Origin of the sequence: Mesorhizobium sp. M0276 (genome assembly GCF_040321755.1) — a bacterium.
Classification (GTDB): domain Bacteria; phylum Pseudomonadota; class Alphaproteobacteria; order Rhizobiales; family Rhizobiaceae; genus Mesorhizobium.
In genome coordinates this window covers 75,974-98,643 of the sequence record NZ_JAMYSC010000014.1, presented here as the reverse complement: position 1 = coordinate 98,643, position 22,670 = coordinate 75,974, and the positions used below count along the sequence as shown (strand labels likewise).

The window sequence follows — 22,670 nt, the reverse complement described above, 5'->3', positions numbered from 1 at the left end:
TCTTGCCTTTGCAGAGCGGGTTCCCATCTGCGCCCGGCGTATGAGGCCTTTTCCTGCCGGGAAAAACCGATTAGACAGCGCCGAAACTAGATGCGGACAGATTCCGCCCGCAACCGAAGGAAAAGCCCTTGTCCACCACGTTCGACAAAGTCGCCAAGATCATTGCCGACACCAGCGAGATCGATATCGACACCATCACCCCGGAGAGCCATACGATCGACGATCTCGGCATCGACAGCCTCGATTTCCTCGATATCGTCTTCGCCATCGACAAGGAATTCGGCATCAAGGTGCCGCTTGAAAAGTGGACCCAGGAGGTCAATGACGGCAAGGCTTCGACCGACGATTACTTCGTCATGAAGAACCTGTGCGCCAAGATCGACGCACTGGTCGCCGCCAAGACCGCCTGACGTCAGTTGAGCGCGCGACCTTGACGCGCTCTGCCGCCTGACCCACAAAGCCGCCCATGAGCAGCCCCCGCGACGTCGTCATCACTGGTATCGGCCTGGTCTCCTCCTTGGGGGAAGGTCCGGACGCCCATTGGCAGAAGCTCACTCAGCCGGGCCTGCAGCCGGTGCTCGAAGCGGCGCGCTTTGCCCCCTACACCGTCCATCCGCTACCGGAGATCGATTGGAACCTGCAGATCGCCAAACGCGGCGATCAGCGCCAGATGGAAACCTGGCAGAGACTCGGCACCTACGCCGCGGGACTTGCGCTGGACGACGCCGGCATCAAGGGCAATGACGAACTCTGCACGACCATGGACATGGTCGTGGCCGCAGGCGGTGGCGAGCGCGACGAGGCGGTCGATGCCGCCATTCTCGCCGCTTCGGAAAGCCGCAACGACCGCGACGTGCTGCTCAACGAGAAGCTGACCACCGAATTGCGGCCTACTTTGTTCCTGGCCCAACTCTCCAACCTGCTCGCCGGCAACATCTCCATCGTCCACAAGGTGACGGGATCGTCCAGAACCTTCATGGGTGAGGAAGGTGCCGGCGTCGCCGCCGTCGAGACCGCCGCCGCACGCATCCGATCGGGCCAGTCGACGCACATCCTGGTCGGCGGTGCCTTCCAGACCGAACATTCCGACATGCTGCTGGGCTATGAGCTTGCCGGCTATCTGCATCGCGGCCCGTGGAAACCCGTCTGGCAAAGACAAGGTGCTGAGGGCGGCGGCGTCGTGACCGGGTCTGGCGGTGCTTTCCTGGTGCTGGAGCAGCGCGAACACGCGACAAGCCGTGGGCGCAAGATCTATGCCGAGCTAGGGCCGGTCGTCTCCGGCCGCGCCAGACGGCAGCGGGGAGAACTCGATACCGCGATCGCCGCGCTGCTCAAGCAGGCTGCATTGCCGAACGGCAAATTGCTGGCCCTCTCGGGCGCATCGGGCGCCCATGCGGCCACATCAGCCGAGCAAGCGGCACTTCTTGCCAATCCTGTGATATCAGCGCGCGGTTTCTCGACGCTGACCGGGCACATGAAGGAAGCGCAGTTTCCCTTCGCCGTGGCGTTGGCGGCTCTCGCCGTCAACCGCAAGGCTGCCTATCCTGTTTTTGATGCCGCAGCCGAGAAGCCGTTCGAAGGCATTCCCGCAACTGTCCTTGCAACTGCGATCGGCTATCACCAATTCGAGGGCATGGCGCTGGTCAACACCGCCTGAGACGGCACTCCGCAATCCATGCTGCAACGATAGAAGTCGAGAACTCCCGGATGGCCAATCTGAACGATCACATGGGCAGGCCGATTGTCGCGGTCACCGGCATCGGCGTGGTGACCTCGCTTGGTGTCGGCAAGACAGACAATTGGGCGGCGTTGACCTCGGGAAAGTCAGGCATCCACCCGATTACGCGCTTTCCGATCGATCAACTCAACACCCGCATCTCCGGCATGGTCGATTTCCTGCCGTCGAGTTCGAAGGGCGCCAGCCCCCTCACCTATGAGTTGGCCGAGCTTGCGGGCCTTGAAGCGGTGGCCGAAGCCGGTCTTGATTCCAGCGATTTCGGCGGACCGCTCTTCCTCGCCTCGCCACCGGTCGAACTCGACTGGGCCGAACGCTTCTCGCTCTACAATTCCGGCAAGGACAAGGATGACACCGCCGCCGAAAAACTGCTTCGGGTGGCGCGCAGCTTGAAAGAGCTGGATATTTTCGAGACGACTCAGTTCGGTTCGATCGCCGACCGCCTTGCCGAACGCCTCGGCACACGCGGCCTGCCGATCACACTGTCGACGGCTTGCGCTTCGGGTGCCACCGCGATTCAGCTCGGTGTCGAGGCGATTAGACGCGGCGAATGCGAACGCGCGCTGTCGATCGGCGCCGATGGCTCTGCCACCGCCGAGGCATTGATCCGTTTCTCATTGCTTTCGGCGCTCTCCACGCACAACGACATTCCCGAAAAGGCATCGAAGCCTTTCTCGAAGGACCGCGACGGCTTCGTGCTGGCCGAGGGTTCCGGGGCGCTGGTGTTGGAATCGCTCGAAGCGGCGTTGTCTCGCGGCGCGACCATTCTCGGTATCCTGGGCGGTTGCGGCGAGAAGGCCGACGACTTCCACCGCACCCGTTCGAAGCCCGACGCTTCGCCGGCCATCGCCGCGGTTCGCACTGCCCTCGCCGATGCAGGCCTGAGGGAAGACGAGATCGACTATGTCAACGCCCATGGCACGTCGACGCCAGAAAACGACAAGATGGAACACCTGGCGCTGTCGACGGTGTTCGGCGAGCGGATCGGCTCGATGCCGGTCTCGTCGAATAAGTCGATGATCGGCCATACGCTGTCGGCGGCGGGCGCCGTCGAGGCGGCGTTCTCGCTGATGACGATGCGCGAAAGCGTCATTCCGCCAACCATCAACTACGACAATCCGGATCCCGCGATCGTGCTCGACGTGGTGCCGAACAAGAAGCGCAATGCCGAGGTACGCACGGTTCTGTCGAACTCCTTCGGCTTCGGCGGCCAGAACACTTGCCTTGTCATGGCGCGGGAACCGGTCTAAGCGACCTTTTTCAGCCAGACTGACCGACAGGCCCCATGCGCGCATTGCAACTTATCGAGGACCGCCGTCTTGAAACGGTGGACCTGCCGCCTCCCCCACCGCCGGCACTCGGCGAAGTCACGCTGCGCATCAAGGCGGTGGCGCTGAACCACATCGACGTCTGGGGCTGGCGCGGCATGGCCTTCGCCAAGCGCAAGCTTCCCCTGGTCGTCGGCGCGGAAGCTTCGGGCGAGGTCGAAGCGGTCGGCCCCGGTGTTTCCAGCCTGCTGCCCGGACAATTGGTGTCGATCTATGGTGCCCGCACCTGCGGGCTTTGCCGAGCCTGCCGCGAAGGCCGAGACAATCTTTGCGAGCATGTTTCGGGTGTTCACGGTTTCCATCTCGACGGCTTCGCGCAGGAGAAAATCAACCTGCCGGCTCGCCTGCTGGTCCCCGCACCGCCCGGCGTGACCGACGTCGGTGCCGCGGTGGCGCCCGTCACCTTCGGCACCGTCGAGCACATGCTGTTCGACAATGCCAGGCTGCAGCCCGGCGAGACCATTCTCATCCATGCCGGCGGATCCGGCATCGGCTCGGCGGCTATCCAGTTGGCGAAGCGGATGGGCTGCACTGTTATCACCACGGTCGGTTCGAACGACAAGATCGACAAGGCCAAGGCGCTCGGCGCCGACCATGTCATCAACTACCGTGACGATCGTTTCGAGGGCGTCGTGCGCAAGCTGACCAAGAAGAAGGGCGTTGATGTCGTCTTCGAACATGTCGGCGCCGATACCTTTGCCGCCTCAATGCTGTGCCTGAAGCGTGGCGGCCGCCTTGTGACCTGCGGTTCGACCTCCGGTGTGTCGACGCAAATCAACCTGATGCAGTTGTTCCAGCAGCAACTGAAACTGCTCGGCTCCTTCGGCTGTCGCATGGAGAACATGGCCAACGCCATGCAGAAGATGGCAGCAGGACAGGTCGCACCGGTCATCGACACCGAAGTCGACTTCGACGGTATCGATACCGCGCTGAAGCGCATGGAAGGCCGCGACGTGTTCGGTAAGATCATCCTGCGCGTCGGCTAGAGCCTTGCCCTCTGTGTTCAAGAAGTTTCGCCGGGATCTCAAATTTCGCTACGGTAGGCAGTTGCGCCAATTCAACTACTGGCTGGTTGCGCGCGCGGCGATGACGATCATCTCGATCCTGCGTCTGCTGCCGGCGGACAGTGCGCTGAATTTCGCCGACCGCGTCGCACGCCGCATCGGCCCTTGGGTGGGACGCCATCAGGTCGCCGTCGACAATCTGCGCAAGGCCTATCCGGAAAAGGGCGAAGCCGAAATCCAGGCGATCGCCTCCGACATGTGGGGCAACATGGCTCGTCTTGCCGCCGAATACATCTTTCTCGACGCCCTGTTCGATTACGATCCTGCGGCCAGCAAGCCCGGCCGCGTCGAGGTCAAGGGAACAGAGCATTTCGTCGAGATCGCAGGTGAACGGAAGCCGCATATCGTCTTCACCGGCCATCTCGGCAATTTCGAGTTGCTGCCGGTGGCGGCGGCGACCTTCGGCATGAACATCACGGCGCTGTTTCGGCCGCCCAACAATCCCTATCTCGCCGACTACATCCTCTCAACGCGCCGCTCGACCATGGGCTCATTGCTGCCGTCGATGGCCGGCGCCTCGTTCGCGCTGGCAGGGGTCCTGGAGAATGGCGGCAACATCGGCATCCTTGTCGATCAGAAATTCTCCAACGGCCTGGATACGACATTCTTCGGCCGCCCCTGCCAAAGCAATCGGGTGCTGGCCACCCTTGCCCGTCACTACGACTGCGACGTCTATCCGGCGCGCTGCGTCAGGCTGCCAGGCAACCGCTTCCGGCTCGAGATCGAGGACAAGTTGACGTTGCCGCGCACCGCTGACGGCAGCGTCGATGTCCGCGCCACCACCCAGCGTCTCAACGACGTGGTCGAACGCTGGGTACGCGAAGATCCCGGCCAGTGGATGTGGTTCCACAAAAGGTGGGAGATTGGGGGCGGACGACGAAAGCGCCGGCTGAAGCCCGCTCCGGCCGCAAACGCTTAAGCCTCGCTGGCGAGGAGATTAGTCCTACACCAGCCGATAATGCCGACTTCAGCGACTCTGGATCGCCTCAGTTTGTCACGACAATCCGCGTGTTGCCGAAACCCACTTCGCGCACCATCGCATAGAAAGTTGCGGCATTGGCCGTGTGCAGCCGCACGCAGCCGTGCGACGCCGGCCGACCGAGTTGCCTGACGGCACCGGTCCCGTGGATGGCATAGCCGCCATGGAAGAAGACGGAGTATGGCATCGGCGACATATGGTATTTGCGCGAATACCACATCCGTGCCGTACGCTGCGGCTTATAGCTGCCGCGCGGCGTGAAATAACCGGGACGCGCGGTGGACACGCTCCACCGGTAAACCGACAGGCCATATCTGACCGTCATCGTCTGCGACGACACGTCTATGTTTGCAACGAGGCTGGCTGCCCAGCCCTGCCCCGAAGCACCGAACAGCATCGCGACAAAAATGGCCGCCATGAGAACTGTCTTTTTCATGCGATCAAACCCCTTTGATTGCCCCTTACTTGCCTGCCATCACGTTGTTTTCACCTTTTTAATGGCAGGTGAACCGGGTAACACACACTCCTTGACCAATTCGCCAATCCAAAGCAGCCAATTTGAACGATTTCCCGCAATAGTTGCCGCAACGACACGCCGCTCGGGCTTGGTCACCGGTGGGCTTGCAAAATCAAGACGATCGTTGCTCAACTCTGCGCATGAACGAGCGACTCCTCCAGGCAATCGATATCAGGCGCGATGATGTCGTCGCGCTAACCGCCGATCTAATCCGTTTTCCGACCATCAACCCGCCCGGCGATGCCTACCGGCCATGCGCCGAGTATCTCGGCGCGCGGCTGAAGAAGAGCGGTTTCGAGACAGAATTCATCCGCGCCGAAGGCACGCCCGGCGACACCGACCGCTACCCGCGCGTCAATGTCGTTGCCCGTTTCGACGGCAGGTCGCCCGGTGCCTGCGTCCACTTCAACTCGCACATCGACGTTGTCGAAGCAGGCGACGGCTGGACGGTCGATCCCTTTGCCGGTGTCGTCAGGGACGGCAAGGTCTATGGTCGCGGCGCCTGCGACATGAAGGGCGGCCTGGCCGCTTCGATCATCGCCGCCGAGGCCTTCCTGGAAGTCTTCCCCGACTTTCCCGGCGCTATCGAAATCTCCGGCACGGTCGACGAGGAGTCCGGTGGCTTCGGCGGCGTGGCCCATCTGGCCAGCCTCGGCTATTTCTCGAAACCCAGGGTCGACCACGTCATCATTCCCGAGCCACTGAACAAGGACCGCATCTGTCTGGGTCATCGTGGCGTCTGGTGGGCGGAGATCGAGACCAAGGGCGAGATCGCGCATGGCTCAATGCCGTTCCTCGGCGACAATGCGGTGCGTCACATGGGCGCCGTGCTAAGGGCATTCGAGGACGAATTGTTCCCCGCACTCGACCGCAAGATGACGCGCATGCCGGTCGTGCCCGAAGGCGCAAAACGCTCGACCATGAACATCAATTCGATCCATGGCGGCCAGACCGAGGATTTCCGGCCAGGCCTGCCCTCGCCCAACGTGCCCGATTCCTGCCGGCTGACCATCGATCGTCGCTTTCTGCTCGAGGAAGATCTCGATACCGTCAAAGGTGAAGTAACCGGCATTCTCGAGCGCCTGAAGCGCGATCGGAAAAAATTCGACTATGAAATCCGCGACCTGATGGAAGTGCTGCCGCTGATGACGGAGCGCGACGCGCCGGTGGTCAAGGCGGTGGCGCAAGGCATAATGGCTGTGTTCGACCGCGAACCCGACTACGTCATCTCGCCAGGCACCTACGACCAGAAGCACATTGCCCGCATCGGCCACATCTACGATTGCATCGCCTATGGTCCAGGCATTCTCGACCTCGCCCACCGGCCGGACGAATGGGTCGGAATATCGGACATGGTGGAATCGGCCAAGGTGATGGCGATCGGGCTCAACGTGCTGTTGCGCGGCACCGCCACGGGATAACGCGCGCTTCGCGCCAAGCTTCGACCTGCCGACGAGGCCGCCACGACAAAAACATTCCCGGCTACGCCAACGGGCAGAACGAAACGCAATTTACTCCGTGGCAAAATCACGCTTCTATCGCCCGGGTTTGAGCACCTGTCTGAAACGCATGGGGAGTTGCACGATGAAATTGTGGAAAACCATCCTGGCCGCGACGATCCTTGCACTGGCCGCTGACTGCCAGGCGTTCGCCGCGCGAACCGACCTCGTCATCGGCATCCCGCTCGAACCACCGCATCTCGATCCGACCGCCGGTGCCGCCGCGGCGATCGACGAGGTGCTTTACGCCAATGTGTTCGAGGGCCTGACCCGCATCGGGCCGAATGGTGAGGTGCTGCCGGATCTGGCCGAAAGCTGGACCATTTCCGATGACGGCAAGGTCTACACCTTCAAGCTGCACACCGGCGTGAAATTCCACGACGGTACCGACTTCGATGCCAGTGACGTGAAATTCTCGCTCGACCGCGCCCGCGCCGACAATTCGGTCAATGCGCAAAAGGCCCTGTTCGCGGCCATCGACACGGTCGAAATCGTCGACCCAGCAACGGTCAAGGTCACGCTGAAGAACCCGCAAGGCTCCTTCCTCTACAATATGGGGTGGGGCGACGCGGTGATCGTGGCGCCTGAGACGGCCGACACCAACAAGGAGAAGCCGATCGGTACCGGCCCGTTCAAATTCCAGAACTGGGCCAAGGGATCCTCGATCACGCTGGTCAAATCGGACAATTACTGGGGCACGCCGGCGTCTCTCGACAAGGCTGAGTTCCGCATCGTTCCGGATGCCGCGGCCGCCGTGCCGGCGCTGCTCTCCGGCGATATCCAGGCCTTTCCCTTCTTTGATCCCGACAGCGTCGCGCAGGTCAAGGACGACCCGCGCTTCAAGGTGGTGATCGGCGCGACCGAAGGCGAAACCATCCTGTCGATCAACAACAAGAAGCCTCCCTTCGACAAATTGCAGGTGAGACAGGCGATTTCCTATGCACTCGACCGCAAGGCGATCATCGACGGCGCCTCGGCCGGCCTCGGCGTGCCGATCGGCTCGCACATGTCGCCTGCCAACAAGGACTATGTCGACCTCACCGGCCGCTATCCGCATGATGTCACCAAATCAAAGGAATTGCTGAAGGAAGCGGGGCTGGAGAACGGCTTCAAGGCGACGCTGAAATTGCCGCCGCCCGCCTATGCCAGGCTCGGCGGCGAGATCATCGCCTCCGAGCTTCGCGACGTCGGCATCGATCTGGAGATCATCCCGGTCGAATGGGCACAGTGGCTGGATCAGGTGTTCACCAAGAAAGATTACGACCTCACCATCGTCTCCCACACCGAACCCAACGACATCGATATCTATTCGCGCAAGGACTATTACTTCAACTACGACAATCCGGCCTTCGATAAGGTGATCGCCGATCTCGGCGTCACCTCCGACGAGGCCAAGCGCAAGGAATTGCTGGGGCAAGCGCAGAAGATCCTGGCCGACGATGCCGTGGTCGGTTTCCTCTACGAACTGCCCAAGGTCGGCGTCTGGGACGCCAAGCTGCAAGGCCTGTGGGAAAACGCACCCATCCAGGCCAATGATTTGACCAAGGTGAAGTGGAGCGAGTGAGGTTGCTGGCCAAAAGGCGACCCTTGCGTTCCTTCGCGCCCCCCTCTGCCCTGCCGGGCATCTCCCCCTCTAGGGGGGAGATTGCGCTCTCGCTGCTGCTTTCGCCAATCATCAACGCTGTATTTGTGCCACCGGCGCTGAAACTTCCAATCTCCCCCCTTGAGGGGGAGATGTCCGGCATGACAGAGGGGGGCGCCGTAGAACGCTATCGTCACCTCTTGCCTGCCCCCGGCAAAACAGCGGTCCCCGACCTTCCATGACCGCCTATCTCCTAAAACGCCTCGCCATCGCCCTCGCGACGCTGATCCTGGCCTCCATGGTGGTGTTCGCCGTGCTGGAGGTCCTGCCCGGCGATCCGGCACGGCTGATGCTGGGCTTGAACGCCAGCGCCGACCAGGTTGAACTGCTGCGCAACCAGATGGGCCTCAACGCACCACTGGCCCTGCGCTATCTTCACTGGGCCGGCGGCCTGTTCAGTCTCGATTTCGGCCGCTCCTACACCTATTCGGTGCCGGTCATCGATCTGGTGCGCGAGCGGCTTGCCGTCTCGCTGCCGCTGGCGCTGATTGCGCTTGCGCTCTCCACCATCATCGCGATTCCCGTTGGCCTGTTTTCCGCCAGCCGGCGTGGACGGGCTGGCGATACGATTTCCATGGGCGCCGCGCAGCTTGGCGTCGCCGTGCCCAATTTCTGGTTCGCCCTGATGCTGATCTATGTCTTCGCCGTCTGGCTGCGGCTGGTGCCTGCCGGTGGCTTTCCCGGCTGGAGTGCCGGCATCTGGCCGGCACTGAAATCGCTGTTGCTGCCGGCGGTCGCACTTGCCTTGCCGCAAGCCGCGATCCTGGCGCGCGTCACCCGCTCGGCGCTGATCGAGGTGCTGAACGAGGACTATATCCGCACCGCCCGCGCCAAGGGCCTGCCCTATCGCGCCGTGCTGTGGCGGCACGCGCTGCGCAACGCCATGATCCCGGTGCTGACCATCCTGGGCCTGCAATTCGCCTTCCTGCTTGCCGGCACCATCATCATCGAGAATGTCTTTTACCTGCCCGGCCTCGGCCGGCTGGTGTTCCAGGCAATCACCCAGCGCGACCTGATCGTCGTCGAAAGCGTCGTCATGCTGCTGGTCGCCGCCGTCATCGCCGTCAACCTTCTCGTCGACCTTTCCTATGCGGTCGTCGATCCGCGCCTGAGAAACCGGCAATGACGCTGCACATTGACATCCCTGAGGAGACGCTCGGTAGCATCCTGGCCAAGGCATTCAGGAACACCGCCTTCGTTGCCGGTTTCGTCATCACTGTGCTGATCCTGGCAATGGCCATCGTCTCCTATGCCTGGACGCCCTACGACGTCACGAAACTGTTGATCTCGGACAAGACGCAAGCCCCCTCGCTGGCGCACTGGTTCGGCACCGACCATTTCGGCCGCGACATCCTGTCGATGGTCATGGTCGGCGCCCGCAATTCGATTGCCGTAGCGTTGGTCGCGGTCGGTATCGGCATGGGGGTCGGCGTGCCGCTCGGCGCCTTTGCCGCAGCACGCGGCGGCCTCGTCGACGAGGCGCTGATGCGGCTGAACGACCTCGTTTTCGCCTTTCCGGCGCTGCTATCGGCCATCATGATCACCGCTATCTTCGGGCCGGGCGCCGTCAACGCCATCATCGCCATCGGCATCTTCAACATACCGGTCTTTGCCCGTGTCGCCCGGGCCGGCGCGCTGGCGATCTGGCCACGCGAGTTCATTCTTGCCGCGCGCGCCGCCGGCAAGAGCAGCACGCAGATATCCATCGAACATGTGCTGCCCAACATTGCCACGCTGCTCCTGGTGCAAGGCACCATCCAGTTCGCGCTGGGTATCCTGGCGGAGGCCGGGCTTTCCTATCTGGGCCTGGGCGCCCAGCCGCCAATGCCGAGCTGGGGCCGCATGCTGTTCGACGCGCAGACCCGCATGGTAGTGGCGCCATGGATGGCAATCTTTCCCGGCATGGCGATCGTCGTCACCGTGCTCGGCCTGAACCTCCTGGGCGACGGTATCGCCGACATTCTCGATCCAAAATCGCGGCGGCAGCGATGAGCCTGCTCGACATCAAGAACCTTTCGCTGACCATCGGCGACACGCCGATCCTCAAGGGTATGGAACTTTCCGTCGCGCCCGGCGAAGTGATGGGCCTGGTCGGCGAATCCGGCTCGGGCAAGTCGATGACCGCGCTGACGGTGATGCAGCTTCTGCCCTATGCCGCGCGCGCTACTGGACGCGTCACATTCGACGGCATCGACCTCCTCGCGGCAACCGAGGACCAGATGTGCGCACTGCGCGGCGATGACATCGGCATGGTGTTCCAGGAGCCGATGACGGCGCTCAATCCGGTCAAGACCATCGGCGAACAGGTCGCCGAAGGCATTCGCTGGCACACCAAGGCAAGCCGCGCCGAAGCCGAAGACCGGGCGCGAAAAATGCTCGACCGGGTCGGCTTGCCCTCGGCGAAATTCCCAATGTCGCGCTATCCGCACGAACTGTCGGGCGGCCAGCGCCAGCGCGTCGTCATCGCCATCGCTTGTGCGCTGAAGCCGAAGCTGCTGATCGCCGACGAGCCGACCACGGCTCTCGACGTGGTGCTGCAGGCCCAGATCCTCGACCTCCTGCGCGACCTCGTCGCCGAGAGCCGCATGGGCCTGCTGCTGATCTCGCACGACCTTGCCGTGGTGACCGAGATGGCGAACCGTATCACCATCCTGCGCCGCGGCGAGGTTATGGAAACCGGCGACACGGCGCGCACGCTGTCCGAACAGCTCCATCCCTACACGCGCCAGCTGGCGCAGGCCTCGATGCATGTGCCGGCGCGCGCCAGGCCGCATGGTATCGAGACGGGCCGACCTTTGCTCCAGGTCGAGGGCGTGACCCGCGACTATGCCGGTCGGCGCATCTCGCTATTCAGGCGAGCGCCTGATATCAGAGCGGTCGACCAGGTGTCCTTGTCGATGGCGCCGGGTCAGTCGGTGGCGCTGGTTGGCCGCTCCGGCTGCGGCAAGTCAACGCTCGCCCGCATGATCCTGGCGCTGGACCGGCCAAGCTCGGGCACCATCCGGTTTCGCGGCGAAACCATCACCGGCAAGAGCGAAGCCGAGCTGAAGCCGGCGCGCCGTGACATGCAGGTTGTCTTTCAGGATCCTTATGGTTCCTTCGATCCGCGCCAGAAGGTCGAAAAACTGGTCGCCGAACCCCTGCATGTGCTGGACAAAAAGCCGACGCGCGCCGAGCGCCGCGAGATGGTGGCGCACGCACTGCACGAAGTCGGCCTCGACCAGCGCGACATGGACAAATACCCGCACGAATTTTCCGGCGGCCAGCGCCAGCGTCTGTCGATCGCCCGCGCCATCATCACGCGCCCGAAACTGGTCGTCGCCGACGAGCCGGTTTCGGCGCTCGATGTCTCCATCCGTGCCCAGATCCTTGATTTGTTCGCAGAGCTGAACCAGAAGCTCGGCATCGCCTATCTCTTCATCACCCACGACCTGACCGTCGCCCGCGCCATCACGGACGAGGTGCTGGTCATGCATGATGGCAAGATCATCGAGCGCGGCAAGACCAGCGAGGTGCTCGACCAGCCGCAGTCCGAGGCGGCCAAGGCGCTTGTCAGTGCCGCTCCTGATTTGCACCGGGCGATTGCAAAACGGATGCGCGAGCAGGGTTAATGCATGTCGCCCAAAGTGGCCCCGGTTTTGGGAGAACGACATGCACAAAGCAAAACCTCTCAGATCATCTGGAATTTTCCGGTGGCCTTGAATGGGAGGTAGGCGTCGATGCTGCGCGCCATGTTTGGTAGCATTTCAGGCAAGCCGTCGGGCGCAAACCAGCCGACGGCGCTGCTTTCGTCATCGGTGACGGCCGGCTCGCCTTCAAAGAAGCGCGTGTAGAACATCAAAGCGAAGAACTGGGCGCGGTCGCCATTTGGAAACTGGAAGGTTTCATAGTGCGGGTCGCAGCCGAACCCGAATGGTTCGACATCACTGACGATCAACCCGGTTTCCTCAAGCACCTCCCGGATGACCACCGCTTCCAGACCCTCGCCTTCCTCGGCATTGCCGCCAGGCAGGCCCCACAGGCCAAAATCGGTCCGTTTCTGCAACAGGATGCGGCTGTCGGCGCGTTCGATGACGATGCGCGCACCCGGCATCAACACCAGACGGCTTCCGATCAACGCCCGCAATTGTCCCAGATAGCTGTCGGCAAAGGCCATTTGAATACTCCCTTTGACGTCAGCGAACCGTTGCCCAGGCAATGCCTAGCCTTCCGGCTTCACCAAATCGACCGGGTTGATATCGAGCAGGTCGAGCGTGCGCCGCAGCAGGCGCACCTCGCTCTCGGCCAGTTGCGAATCCGCCTTGGCGATGTCAGCCATATGGCGGGCCAATTGCTTGCGTCGTTCGATGTCGAGATCACGGAACAGCGCAATTGCTTGCGAGCCATTGGTCTCGTAGCCGAACTCGTTGAGATATTGGATGACGCTGTCGACGCTGGTTTCCGCAATTCCGAAGGCGTCCTTGCAGATGCGCCGGAAGGCAACCATCTCGCTCTCACTGACCGACCCGTCGGCCAGGATCATGCGAAACAGCATCAATAGTTCCGCCGACAGAACCGGATCGTCCGCCACCTTGCGCACGCCCGGGTCGCCGTCGAAGATCTGACGTATCTGGTCCAGCAATGCGAACGCCATCATGGTCCCTTTCCGATTCCTCTTCATAGAGGTAGCGCGGAATCGGTCTTGCGCAAACAGGGCGGTCGTGGTCGAACGCCGGACATCTCAGCCGACCGAGCCCTCCATACATCAGATGATCGACCTTAGCATCCAGACCGTCGCCATGCTCGCCTTCGCCGCCTTCGCCGCGGGCTTTGTCGATTCGATCGCGGGCGGCGGCGGGTTGATCACGGTGCCGGCGCTGCTGCTTGCCGGCTTCACACCGGTCCAGGCGCTCGCCACCAATAAATTGCAAGGTATGTTCGGGTCGGGCTCGGCGACTATCCACTACGCGTCGAAGGGTCATGTCGACCTGCGCCGGCAATTGCCGTCGGCGCTTTTGGCCCTTGTCGGAAGCGCCATCGGTGCCTTGCTGGCAACGATCGTGCCCGGTGACATTCTGCGGGCGGCCTTGCCCATCGTGCTGATCGCCATCGCGGTCTACTTCGCATTCAAACCCAACATGAACGATGTCGACCGCGCCGAGCGCCTGTCGCCGTTCCTGTTCGGACTGACCCTCGTGCCCGCCATCGGCTTCTACGATGGCCTGTTCGGGCCAGGCGCCGGCTCCTTCTACATGCTGGCTTTCGTGGCACTTGCCGGCTACGGCGTGCTCAAGGCGACCGCCCACACCAAGCTGCTCAATTTCGCTTCCAACATCGGCGGCTTCATCGTCTTCGCCGCGGTCGGCGTCGTCTACTGGAAGATCGGTCTGATGATGGGCATTGCCCAGTTCCTCGGCGCCCGCGTCGGCGCCAGCCTGGCCATGCGCATCGGCGCAAAACTGATCAAGCCCTTGCTGGTGATCGTCTGTCTGGCGCTGGCCGTGAAGCTTCTGGCCGACCCAGCGAACCCGCTGCGTGCCATGATTGGTGTGTGATCACGTGCACTGATAGACTGCCACTGTTCGAATCATGTTGCGAGGAGCCAGACATGAATCTTAGCGCACCTACCCAGATCGTTTTTATCATTTCCGTTGTTATCGCCATCATCGGCGTTCTCGCCGCGCTTGGCATTCTTGCGTTCATTCCACTTGCATCGGTGTGGATTGTTCTTATCGCTTTCATCGTGCTTGCCGGCGGCTGCCTGATGCGCGGCGCCTGACAAGTTCCTTTGAAGTGGGGACGAGCAGCGCCCGGCAAAAAGCGGGGCGCTTTTGATTCGGGCCATGGGTCTGCTAGATTTGCCTTGGCGCAAATGGCCGATGCCAGCCGAGATGCAACCCCAGCACGAGCAGGACCGAACCGTCGCCGGGCGGATCCCGCGGAGTGCAACGGAGCAGAATTCTGTACCGCTGCAACGCTTTGAAGTCGCGGCATGGAATATCGGCTCTGCGCCGCGTCGCTTCCCTTCTTGGCCCGCCCGTGGATGACGAAGCGATGGGCGAATCTACCGCGCCAGCGCAAAGATTGCGTCGCAGTCGAGATGCGTCTCCAACTCGGCTGCGACCTCGTCCAGCGCCCGCTCGACCTCGGCGCGATAGTCGATGCCGCCGCCCTTGATGCCGAGGCTTTCGAGGAATTTCCCGCGAAAGCCGTCGGCGCCAAACAAGCCATGCATATAGGTGCCGATCACCTTGCCGTCGGCCGACACCGCCCCGTCCTCGACACCATTGATGGTTGCCGACGGCCGCAGCGTATCAGGCCCGGTGGTGCGGCCGAGATGGATTTCGTAGCCTTCGAGCGGCAGGTCGAACGGCACCGAACGGGCGCTGACATTGCGTACGGTCTTCTCCGGTTCCATCACCGTTTCGACGTCGAGAAGGCCGAGCCCTTCGGCTTCGGTGATGCTGCCTTCGATGCCGTCGGGATCGCGCACCGTATGGCCAAGCATCTGAAAACCACCGCAGATACCGACGACATGGCCGCCACGCTTGCGATGCGCGAGAAGGTCGCGGTCCCAGCCGTTCTCGCGGAATTTTATGAGATCGCCAATCGTCGATTTCGAGCCTGGGATAACCACCAGCCCCGCGTCTTGCGGCAACGGCTTTCCCGGTGGAACGAACACCACCTCGACCTGCGGTTCGGCCTTGAGCGGGTCGAGATCGTCGAAATTAGCGATGCGGCCAAGCATCGGCACGGCCACCCTCAGCGCGCGCGCCTCACCGGACGCCAGCCGTTCCAGCACGACAGAATCCTCCGAAGGCAAACGTGCCGCCGCCTTCAGCCACGGAACGACGCCAAAACAGCGCCATCCCGTGAATGTCTCGATTGACCTGATGCCGTCATCGAACAGCGAAACATCGCCGCGGAACTTGTTGATGAGATAGCCGACGATCATGCGCCGGTCCTCTTCCGGCAGGATCAGATGCGTACCGGCGACCGAAGCGATGACGCCGCCGCGATCGATATCGCCGACCAGCACCACTGGCACGTCGGCGCGCGTGGCAAAGCCCATATTGGCGATGTCGTGGCTGCGCAGGTTGATCTCGGCCGGCGAGCCGGCACCCTCGACGATGACGAGATCGGCGCCCTCGCCAACCTTGTCCCAGGAGTCCAGAACGGCATCCATCAGTTGGCCCTTCATCACCTGGTAGTCGCGCGCCCGCGCTTCGCCGAATACCTTTCCCTGCACGATGACCTGCGCGCCGACATCGGTCTGCGGCTTGAGCAGTACCGGGTTCATGTGGACCGATGGGGCGACGCCGCAAGCCATCGCCTGTAGCCATTGGGCACGGCCGATCTCGCCGCCGCCATGGTTGTTGTCGCCCGGAATGTCGGCGACGGCAGCATTGTTCGACATGTTCTGCGGCTTGAATGGCCGCACCTTCAGCCCACGCTTTTTTGCCGCGCGGCAGAGGCCGGCGACCAGAACCGTCTTGCCGACATCCGAACCCGTGCCTTGCAGCATGATCGCCCTGGCCATCAGCCCCTGCCCTGCGTCACGGTTCCGGTGATGCTCGATTTCTGCGCCAGCGGCCCGCCGCGCCAGATGTAGAGCGCCAGCAACGGCTCTTTGCCGGTGCGCATGGCGTGATTGACTTTGGAAGCGTGGTGGACGACCTCGCCGGCCATACGCGGGCAAAAAGCGCTTTCGCCCATGCGCCATTCGGTGCCACCGGTCAGCGGAATGTAGATTTCCTCGGCAACATGATGGTGGTCGGGATAGACGATATCCGGCCCCAGGATCAGCAGGCCGGCGGCGACCTCGTCATTGGCGAAATGGCCGCGCGTGCCGAACACTTCCAGCCAGCCGTAATTGTCGATGAACTCTTTTCCGAAATCCGCCTCGCCATAGGTCTGCCCGCAGCGGAAATCGTTCCGACGCTCGGCAAGCAGCCGCACCAGCGGCTTGGCATCCGGCGGCGCCGGTTCCACGATGCGATCGAGATGGCGCAGGCAGGCAAGCGGATGCGGCTCCAGCGCGCGGGCGGGCATGTCCCAGCCGATCTGCGCCACGGCATCGCGCACCAGGGCGTGATCGATCGACGCAAGGTATGCGTGGAACTGCCCCAGCAAATCATCAAATTTTGTCGTCACGTCATGCTCCGGACAGGCATTGATGCACAGCCGCTCCCCAAATGGGCGGTTGATGGGTCGGGTTGCGCGGCGGCATCATTGGTCTAGATTGGTGCGCGCGCAAAGCCAAAAACGACGGGCCAGCGGGCTAGCTGGGCCAGCACATAGGGAGCACGCCATGGACGCCTCGGTCGATGCGAGCACCAGCCAGTTCGAACTCAATGAGGAACAGCGCGCCATCCAGGAGATGGCGCAGGCCTTCGCCGCCGACCGCGTCGCGCCGAATGCACTCGACTGGGATCGACGGAAACACTTTCCCGCCGATGTGATCCGCGAGACTGGGCCGCTTGGCCTCGGCGGCATCTATATCAGGGACGATGTCGGCGGTTCGGCGCTGGGCCGGCTCGATGCCGTGCTGATCTTCGAGGCGCTTTCGCACGCCGATCCAGCCTTTTCGTCGTTCATCTCGATCCATAACATGGTGGCCTCGATGATCGACCGTTTCGGCAATGAGGAACAGCGCCAGCGCTTCCTGCCGAAACTTACCTCGATGGAATGGCTTGCGAGCTACTGCCTGACCGAGCCGGGCTCGGGCTCCGACGCCGCGGCGCTCAAGACGCGCGCGGTCAAGAGCGGCGGCGACTATGTCCTCAACGGCACCAAGCAGTTCATTTCGGGCGCCGGCGACAGCGATGTCTACGCCGTCATGGTGCGCACCGGCACTGAGGGGCCGAAAGGCATTTCCACCATCGTCGTGCCGAAAGATGCACCGGGCCTCTCCTTCGGCGCCAACGAGCACAAGATGGGGTGGCACATGCAGTCAACCCGCCAGGTCATCTTCGAGGATTGCAAGGTGCCGGCAGAGAACCTTTTGTCGGGCGAAGGCGCTGGCTTCGGCATTGCCATGGCGGGCCTCGATGGCGGCCGGCTGAACATCGCCGCCTGTTCGCTCGGCGGCGCACAGTCGGCGCTCGACAAGGCGCTTGGCTACACCGCCGAGCGCAAGGCCTTCGGCTCGAAGATCAATCAGTTCCAGGCCTTGCAGTTCAAGCTGGCCGACATGGAGACCGAGTTGCAGGCGGCGCGCATCTTCCTTTATGCCGCCGCTTCGAAGCTCGACCGCAAGGCGCCGGATGCCGGCAAATGGTCAGCGATGGCCAAGCGTTTCGTCACCGACACCGGCTTCAATGTCGCCAACGACGCGCTGCAACTGCTCGGCGGTTATGGCTACCTGCACGACTACGGCATCGAGAAGCTGGTGCGGGACCTGCGCGTGCACCAGATCCTCGAAGGCACCAACGAGATCATGCGCGTCATCATCGCGCGTGCATTAATTGGAAGGCAGTAGGCAGTAGGCAGTAGGCAGTGAGATGACCGGCAAGATCAATTCATACAAGGATCTTATCGTGTGGCAGCAGGCGATGGACCTGGCTGTCGCCACCTATTCCTTGACCAAGGTATGGCCCAAGGAAGAATTGTACGGGTTGACCAGCCAAATCCGCCGTTCAGCGACCTCGATCCCTGCAAACATCGCCGAAGGTTACGGTCGAGATAACGGAGGCTCTTATCAGCAATTTCTCAGAATAGCCCAAGGCTCGCTGAAGGAGTTCGAGACACACCTCCAGATCGCCGAACGCATTGGCCTTGCCACGCATGATCAAGCTGATCATTTGCTGACATCCACCGAGGGCATCGGCAAAATGCTTCGCCAACTCATTGTCAGACTTAAGCCGGAATAGACAACCCTACTGCCTAGCACAAATCACGGAGCACCACGATGACCACCATCGCCTTCATCGGCCTCGGAAACATGGGCAATCCGATGGCCGCCAACCTGGTCAAGGCGGGGTATGCCGTGCACGGCTTCGACCTGGTGCCGGAGAACCTTACCGTCGCCCGCGAGCATGGCGTGGTCGTCATGGCCAACGCACCGGCCGCGGTGAAGGGCGCCGAGGTGGTGATCACCATGCTGCCAGCCGGCAAGCACGTGCTGTCGGTCTATGAGGACATCGCGCCCAAGGCGAAAAAAGGCACGTTGTTCATCGATTCCTCGACCATCGACGTCGAATCGGCGCGCAAGGCGCATGCCATTGCCGCCAAACACGGCCTGCTGTCCATCGATGCACCCGTCTCGGGTGGCACGGGCGGTGCCGCGGCCGGCACGCTCACCTTCATGGCCGGAGGCTCCGGCGATGCCTTCGCCGCAGCCGAGCCGGTCCTGAAGCCGATGGCCGGCCGCATCGTCCATTGCGGCGGCGACGGCGCCGGACAGGCGGCAAAGATATGCAACAACATGATCCTCGGCATCTCGATGATCGGTGTCGCCGAAGCCTTCGTTCTGGCGGAAAAGCTCGGCCTCTCGCACCAAGCACTGTTCGATGTCGCCTCGACCTCGTCGGGGCAATGCTGGTCCTTGACCGCCTATTGCCCGGTGCCCGGCCCTGTGCCGACTTCGCCCGCCAACAGGGACTACAAGCCAGGGTTTGCAGCGGCACTGATGCTGAAAGATCTGAAATTGTCCCAGGAAGCAGCACAAAGCGCGGGTGCGGTGACGCCGCTTGGCGCCGAGGCAGCCCAGCTCTATGCCTTGTTCAACGCCCAGGGACATGGCGGCGCCGATTTCTCCGGCATAATTAATTTTCTGCGCGGCAATCCAGCGTAACCAACGGACTTGGCAGGCTTTTTCCGATTTCGTTCGGCAGAAAAAATGCGAATTTAGATTTGCTTAAGCTCTCGATAACTCTGCGGTAACGATGTTCCTATAAAACGGATTGCGAGGCGGACATATCGCATCCGCCCGGCGCTCCGGATCAGGTCTCGCGTACCGGAGTCTGTAAGTTTCGACAAATGCCGTAGGTTTCGCAAAGTATTTGAGTAGCGAAGCGCCATGCGTATCTGGCAAAGCCGCGTTCCCGATGGAGCGCGGTTTTTGTGTTTCAGCCAGTTTATCCGCACAGTCTGGTTTTTATATTCCGATTGCCGCATTCGGGATCGGGACATGATCTTCGTTGATCAGCACGATCGGTGCATCGGCCCCCTCGAGCCTGACGACCAGCAGGCGCAGGCTCCACGTGCCGGCAGCGCGGACTGCGGTTGAGTAGGCAGTGCCCTTGCCCTTGGCGCCGTGGACCGGAATGCTGAACTGGGCGTCACCAGAACCATTCGCATTGATATTGAGATGGCCACCGACCCAGAAACTGTCGGCCGCCACATCATTACCGAGCGCGGCCTTCACGCGATCGTCGGCGCGAAGTCTGTCCATGGTCATGCGGTAGGCATCGCTGCCTTTCAGGACGTAGGGGATGCTGCCGACCATCGTCGCACAACCGCCGATCCCGACCACCCACACGACAACGCCGGCGATTGCCCAGTTGCGTTGCGTCTTGCGAAACTGTTCCGCGTCGCGCCAGGCGCGGTTCCGCCACGCCCAGCGACTGCCTCGTGCGCCCAGCACGATGATCATGACGATATTGACGAACGGGATCAGCGCCAGCAGCGCGATGAAGGTGCTGTTGCCGATGCCCCAGATCCAGTTGAGAAAGAAGGCGCCCCAGTTCCAACGGTCGAGTTCGGCTGGAATTTCAGCCGGCTGGTTGAGCGGTTGTCCGGCCATCGTGTCCCCCATCGGTAACTGCACCGACTGGTTCTAGCGCATGCACTCCTCGATGCGCAAAATCAAAGGTCTGCAACTCGATCAGGTCTTGTTGGACAGTCGGCGAAAATTCGCCTTCACGGCACGGCTTGCCGGCTTCAGCGCAGCGCTAATCGAGCGTTCCGCCGCAACACCGTTGAACAGCGACGGCGTGCGGCCGGAAAAGACTTCCGGCCAGAACCGCGATGCCGACTGCAGGAAAGACATTTGCGCCGCAAACGCGCCTTGGGCCATGGCGGCGGTCTTCTCGTTTACCGCACGCGCCGTCTCCGTGCCCCATGGCTGGCTGCTCCCGCCATCCATGGCCATCAGAGGCAGCCGCATCATCGCCACCAGCGGCGCCAGCATCAGATCACCGCCGATGCTGGCCGCTTCTTGCGTCCGTCGGCTCTTGCCGATCTTTCTCATCCAAACAAACCCCTTGTGGCGGCCGAATCAGCCGCTGCCCCACACACTACGCGATCGGGATGGAATTCGTTCACTCGCCGCTTGATCATGTTGTCGAGACCGGGCGCTCCTGCCGAGGAATGCCTGGTTGGAGGTCGAGCCCTACCGCTTGCGCAGATCGGCTTGCGCCAGATCCAGCGCCTTCGAGATGCGCTCGCAGGCCATGTCGATCGTATCGCGGGTCCAGATCAGCGGCGGCGACAGGATCATCGTGTCGCCGGTGGCGCGCAGCATCATGCCGTGCGCGATGGCGTGGTCGCGCACGGTCACCGCCGCACTTCCAGCCGGAAGAAAGCGCTCCTTGGTTGCCTTGTCCTTTACGATCTCGATCGCGCCCATCAGCCCGATCGAACGCACCTCGCCGACCAGATCATGCTCGGCAATGCGCTCCTGCAACGCCTTGGCGAAATAAGCACCGGTATCGTTCCGGACGCGGTCGACCAGCCCTTCCCGCTCGATGATCTCGAGGTTCTTCAACGCCACAGCGCAGGCCACCGGGTGGCCGGAATAGGTGTAGCCGTGATTGAACTCGCCGCCCTTCTCGACCAGCGTCGAGGCTATGCGGTCGCCGACCAACAATGCCGACAGCGGCTGATAGCCGGAGGTCAGGGCCTTGGCCGTGGTGATGGTGTCCGGCTCGATGCCGAGCGTCTGCGCGGCGAACCATTCGCCGGTGCGGCCATAGCCGGTGATGACCTCATCCAGCATCAGCAGGACATCATATTTGCGGCAGATGCGCTGCACCTCCGGCCAATAGCTGACCGGCGGTATTTTCACACCGCCTGCTCCCATGACAGGCTCGCCGATGAAGGCGGCAACCTTGTCGGCGCCGGCTTCGAGGATCGCATCCTCGACAGCTCCGGCCGCGCGCAGGCCGAAATCATGATCGCTCTCGCCCGGCAGCGCCAGCTCATAGGCATAGGGCATCATCACATGGACGATGTTGGGCACCGCGCCGCCGAGCTGCTTGTGCATGGCATCCATCCCGCCGAGCGAGGTGCCGGCAACGGTCGAGCCGTGATAGGCCATCTTGCGCGAGATGATGCGGTTCTTCTCCGGCTTGCCTTCCAACACCCAGTAATGGCGCACAAGGCGCAGCGCCGTGTCGTTGGCTTCCGAACCGGACGAACCGTAGAACACCTGGCTGACGTTCTTCGGTGCGATTTCCGCCAGTTTTTGTGACAACAGCACCGGCGTCGGCGTCGAACATTTGAAGAAGGAGTTGTAGTAGGGCAGCTCCTTCATCTGGGCATAGGCTGCCTCGGCCAGTTCGTCGCGCCCATAGCCGACGTTCACGCACCACAGCCCGGCCATGCCGTCGAGGATTTCAGCCCCCTCGGAATCATAGATGAACGGCCCATTGGCGCGGGTGATGATACGCGAGCCGACTTCGCGCAGTTCCCTGTGATCGGTGAACGGATGCAGATGATGCGCGGCATCGATCTGCTGAAGCTGCTTCAGCGAATAATTCTGATAAGTCATGGATCTGATCTTTCCTCTGGATTCTATCCGGCCCAAGCCGGGGTGAATGCGTCAGAGGCAGACAGGTGGCGAATAACCGATGCGAGCGCACAGCCGCAAAAGCTCGGCGCGCAGCGTGCGCGGTGACGGTGTCACCGCGACCCGCAATGCGCGAAGCCCAAATGCGCCAGCCAATGTCCCTTCGAGAGCCATGGATGGCACCTTAGAGCAATT

At 62.2% G+C, this 22,670-nt stretch carries 23 protein-coding genes; 15 read left to right on the top strand and 8 right to left on the bottom strand.

The window, feature by feature from the left end; all coding sequences use genetic code 11:
• The first annotated feature begins 128 nt into the window (after positions 1-128).
• From NKJ01_RS13570 to NKJ01_RS13550, 5 genes are read left to right on the top strand one after another with little or no spacing between them, the layout of a single operon-like run.
• Positions 129-410 carry an acyl carrier protein gene (locus tag NKJ01_RS13570; protein ID WP_010909964.1) on the top strand — a complete coding sequence of 94 codons (282 nt, stop codon included), beginning with the start codon at positions 129-131 and terminating at the stop codon, positions 408-410.
• Between the two features lie 56 nt (positions 411-466).
• On the top strand, positions 467-1,657 hold the full coding sequence (locus tag NKJ01_RS13565; protein ID WP_352728568.1) for a beta-ketoacyl-ACP synthase: 1,191 nt from the start codon (positions 467-469) through the stop codon (positions 1,655-1,657).
• Positions 1,658-1,707: 50 nt separating this feature from the next.
• Complete coding sequence (locus NKJ01_RS13560) at positions 1,708-2,985, top strand: beta-ketoacyl-ACP synthase (RefSeq protein WP_352728566.1); 1,278 nt, start codon at positions 1,708-1,710, stop codon at positions 2,983-2,985.
• Between the two features lie 35 nt (positions 2,986-3,020).
• Positions 3,021-4,049 (top strand): zinc-binding dehydrogenase, encoded by a 1,029-nt coding sequence (locus NKJ01_RS13555; RefSeq protein ID WP_352728564.1) that lies wholly within the window; start codon positions 3,021-3,023, stop codon positions 4,047-4,049.
• Between the two features lie 13 nt (positions 4,050-4,062).
• Positions 4,063-5,046 carry a lipid A biosynthesis lauroyl acyltransferase gene (locus NKJ01_RS13550; RefSeq protein ID WP_352728632.1) on the top strand — a complete coding sequence of 328 codons (984 nt, stop codon included), beginning with the start codon at positions 4,063-4,065 and terminating at the stop codon, positions 5,044-5,046.
• Between the two features lie 67 nt (positions 5,047-5,113).
• Here NKJ01_RS13550 and NKJ01_RS13545 read toward each other — a convergent pair whose 3' ends face one another.
• Complete coding sequence (locus NKJ01_RS13545; protein WP_023757703.1) at positions 5,114-5,542, bottom strand: L,D-transpeptidase; 429 nt, start codon at positions 5,540-5,542, stop codon at positions 5,114-5,116.
• Between the two features lie 221 nt (positions 5,543-5,763).
• Between NKJ01_RS13545 and NKJ01_RS13540 the strand changes: the two genes are divergently transcribed.
• From NKJ01_RS13540 to NKJ01_RS13520, 5 genes are all read left to right on the top strand, one after another.
• Positions 5,764-7,044: an acetylornithine deacetylase/succinyl-diaminopimelate desuccinylase family protein gene (locus NKJ01_RS13540; protein ID WP_352728562.1), complete on the top strand. Its 1,281-nt coding sequence runs from the start codon at positions 5,764-5,766 to the stop codon at positions 7,042-7,044.
• Between the two features lie 163 nt (positions 7,045-7,207).
• Positions 7,208-8,686 carry an ABC transporter substrate-binding protein gene (locus NKJ01_RS13535; protein WP_352728560.1) on the top strand — a complete coding sequence of 493 codons (1,479 nt, stop codon included), beginning with the start codon at positions 7,208-7,210 and terminating at the stop codon, positions 8,684-8,686.
• 256 nt (positions 8,687-8,942) lie between these two features.
• Positions 8,943-9,890, top strand: a complete 948-nt coding sequence (locus tag NKJ01_RS13530; protein WP_352728558.1) for an ABC transporter permease — start codon at positions 8,943-8,945, stop codon at positions 9,888-9,890.
• A complete protein-coding gene (locus tag NKJ01_RS13525; RefSeq protein WP_352728556.1) occupies positions 9,887-10,756 on the top strand; it encodes an ABC transporter permease in 870 nt (289 codons plus the stop codon). Before NKJ01_RS13530 ends, NKJ01_RS13525 begins: the two co-directional genes overlap by 4 nt.
• Positions 10,753-12,375 (top strand): ABC transporter ATP-binding protein, encoded by a 1,623-nt coding sequence (locus NKJ01_RS13520; RefSeq protein ID WP_352728554.1) that lies wholly within the window; start codon positions 10,753-10,755, stop codon positions 12,373-12,375. The genes NKJ01_RS13525 and NKJ01_RS13520 overlap by 4 nt, the downstream gene beginning before the upstream one ends.
• Positions 12,376-12,434: 59 nt before the next feature.
• Here the strand turns inward: NKJ01_RS13520 and NKJ01_RS13515 are convergent, their stop codons facing one another.
• Both NKJ01_RS13515 and NKJ01_RS13510 read right to left on the bottom strand, forming a co-directional pair.
• A complete protein-coding gene (locus NKJ01_RS13515) occupies positions 12,435-12,920 on the bottom strand; it encodes an NUDIX domain-containing protein (protein WP_352728552.1) in 486 nt (161 codons plus the stop codon).
• A gap of 45 nt (positions 12,921-12,965) precedes the next feature.
• The gene (locus tag NKJ01_RS13510) at positions 12,966-13,397 is read right to left on the bottom strand and encodes a TerB family tellurite resistance protein (RefSeq protein WP_352604990.1); all 432 of its coding nucleotides are present in this window, start codon (positions 13,395-13,397) and stop codon (positions 12,966-12,968) included.
• A 115-nt stretch (positions 13,398-13,512) separates the two neighbouring features.
• On the opposite strand from NKJ01_RS13510, the gene NKJ01_RS13505 reads away from it, so the two are divergent.
• Positions 13,513-14,298, top strand: coding sequence for a TSUP family transporter (locus NKJ01_RS13505; RefSeq protein ID WP_352728550.1), 786 nt, complete (start codon positions 13,513-13,515; stop codon positions 14,296-14,298).
• Between the two features lie 53 nt (positions 14,299-14,351).
• Positions 14,352-14,522, top strand: coding sequence for a hypothetical protein (locus NKJ01_RS13500; protein ID WP_023757712.1), 171 nt, complete (start codon positions 14,352-14,354; stop codon positions 14,520-14,522).
• 285 nt (positions 14,523-14,807) lie between these two features.
• Here NKJ01_RS13500 and NKJ01_RS13495 read toward each other — a convergent pair whose 3' ends face one another.
• Together NKJ01_RS13495 and NKJ01_RS13490 are read right to left on the bottom strand one after the other, a co-directional pair.
• A complete protein-coding gene (locus NKJ01_RS13495; RefSeq protein WP_352728548.1) occupies positions 14,808-16,283 on the bottom strand; it encodes a cobyric acid synthase in 1,476 nt (491 codons plus the stop codon).
• A complete protein-coding gene (locus NKJ01_RS13490; protein WP_352728546.1) occupies positions 16,283-16,897 on the bottom strand; it encodes a dimethylsulfonioproprionate lyase family protein in 615 nt (204 codons plus the stop codon). The genes NKJ01_RS13495 and NKJ01_RS13490 overlap by 1 nt, the downstream gene beginning before the upstream one ends.
• A gap of 157 nt (positions 16,898-17,054) precedes the next feature.
• Between NKJ01_RS13490 and NKJ01_RS13485 the strand changes: the two genes are divergently transcribed.
• The 3 genes from NKJ01_RS13485 to mmsB are packed head-to-tail and all read left to right on the top strand — an operon-like array spanning position 17,055 to position 19,538.
• Positions 17,055-18,224, top strand: coding sequence for an isobutyryl-CoA dehydrogenase (locus NKJ01_RS13485; protein WP_352728544.1), 1,170 nt, complete (start codon positions 17,055-17,057; stop codon positions 18,222-18,224).
• 22 nt (positions 18,225-18,246) lie between these two features.
• Entirely contained in the window at positions 18,247-18,615 is a 369-nt protein-coding gene (locus tag NKJ01_RS13480) for a four helix bundle protein (RefSeq protein WP_352728542.1), read from the top strand.
• Between the two features lie 38 nt (positions 18,616-18,653).
• Positions 18,654-19,538 carry a 3-hydroxyisobutyrate dehydrogenase gene (mmsB, locus tag NKJ01_RS13475; RefSeq protein WP_352604972.1) on the top strand — a complete coding sequence of 295 codons (885 nt, stop codon included), beginning with the start codon at positions 18,654-18,656 and terminating at the stop codon, positions 19,536-19,538.
• Positions 19,539-19,841: 303 nt separating this feature from the next.
• On the opposite strand, the gene NKJ01_RS13470 is transcribed toward mmsB, so the two are convergent.
• From NKJ01_RS13470 to NKJ01_RS13460, 3 genes are all read right to left on the bottom strand, one after another.
• Positions 19,842-20,489 (bottom strand): cytochrome c oxidase assembly factor Coa1 family protein, encoded by a 648-nt coding sequence (locus NKJ01_RS13470; protein WP_352728539.1) that lies wholly within the window; start codon positions 20,487-20,489, stop codon positions 19,842-19,844.
• Positions 20,490-20,570: 81 nt separating this feature from the next.
• A complete protein-coding gene (locus NKJ01_RS13465) occupies positions 20,571-20,936 on the bottom strand; it encodes a hypothetical protein (protein ID WP_352728537.1) in 366 nt (121 codons plus the stop codon).
• A gap of 141 nt (positions 20,937-21,077) precedes the next feature.
• Entirely contained in the window at positions 21,078-22,457 is a 1,380-nt protein-coding gene (locus tag NKJ01_RS13460; RefSeq protein WP_352728535.1) for an aspartate aminotransferase family protein, read from the bottom strand.
• Between the last annotated feature and the right edge of the window lie 213 nt (positions 22,458-22,670).